The organism is Mesorhizobium neociceri, assembly GCF_013520985.1.
Classification (GTDB): Bacteria; Pseudomonadota; Alphaproteobacteria; order Rhizobiales; family Rhizobiaceae; genus Mesorhizobium; species Mesorhizobium neociceri.
In genome coordinates, this window is sequence record NZ_JACDTY010000056.1 from 1 (window position 1) to 970 (window position 970).

Annotated in this window: 1 protein-coding gene; it reads left to right on the forward strand. The window is 62.0% G+C overall.

The window, feature by feature from the left end; all coding sequences use genetic code 11:
- A partial coding sequence (locus H0241_RS35280) for a tetratricopeptide repeat protein (protein ID WP_181062293.1) occupies positions 1-970 on the forward strand: 970 nt, incomplete at both ends.

Below are 970 nucleotides of genomic sequence, written 5' to 3' on the forward strand. Positions count from 1 at the left end.
GGCGACAATCTGTGGGCCAACCGGTTCGACCGTGGCATGGCCGGCGTGTTTGCCGTCCAGGACGAGATGAGCGGGGAGATCGCCAAAGCGCTCGGCATCCAGGCTTCCGCAGCGGAGAGCGAACGCATGGCACGCCCGCCGACGAATAATCTCGAGGCCTACGATTACTATCTACAAGCCGAGACGGCGTCACGCAGCGTCCTGCAGGCCGGGCTGCGGCAGGCGCTCACGCTCTACGACAAGGCAGAGGGGCTCGACTCCACTTTCGCAGAAGCCTTTGCGGCCGACGCGCGCACGACAGTCTATATCTGGCGCGAGGCCTTCAACGACATCATCCAGAGCGCGCCAGCACGAAAGAGAGCCTATGAGAAGGCGAGCCGAGCTTTGGAACTCGACCCGGACCTTTCATCGCCCTATGCAATTCTCGGTATCATGCAGGTCGTGAATCGCCGCTACGAAGATGCGATTGCCTCTGCCAAGAAGGCTGTTTCAATCGGTCCGGGCGATGCAGAGGCGCAAGCAGCCCTTGGATATGTTCAGCTATACGCTGGCAATCATGCCGACGCAGCCACCGCGGTGGAGACGGCGCTCAGGCTCGACCCCGACCTCTCCGCCATCAACCGGGAAACTGCAGGGCTGGTTTTTCTTCTCCAGGGGAATGTCGAGAAAGCGATCGAGATTCTCGAGCACACACGCGACGATGCGTCCACGGTTGGCAACTTTCGTTTTACGCTCGCTGCGGCGTATGTCCGCGGCGGCCGTCTACCGGATGCGAAAGCCGCAATCGCCGATGGGCTCCGCCTCGTAGCAGGGTCCAGCTACGTGGACTCCTTGGCTGGGTGGGAGATGACTCATGCACATTTCCGGAACCCGCAGGATCTGGCGATCCTCGTCAACGCACTGCGCCAGGCAGGCCTACCCCAATGGCGCTTCGGCTTTACCCCGGACGAACGCGACCGGTTGAAGGGCG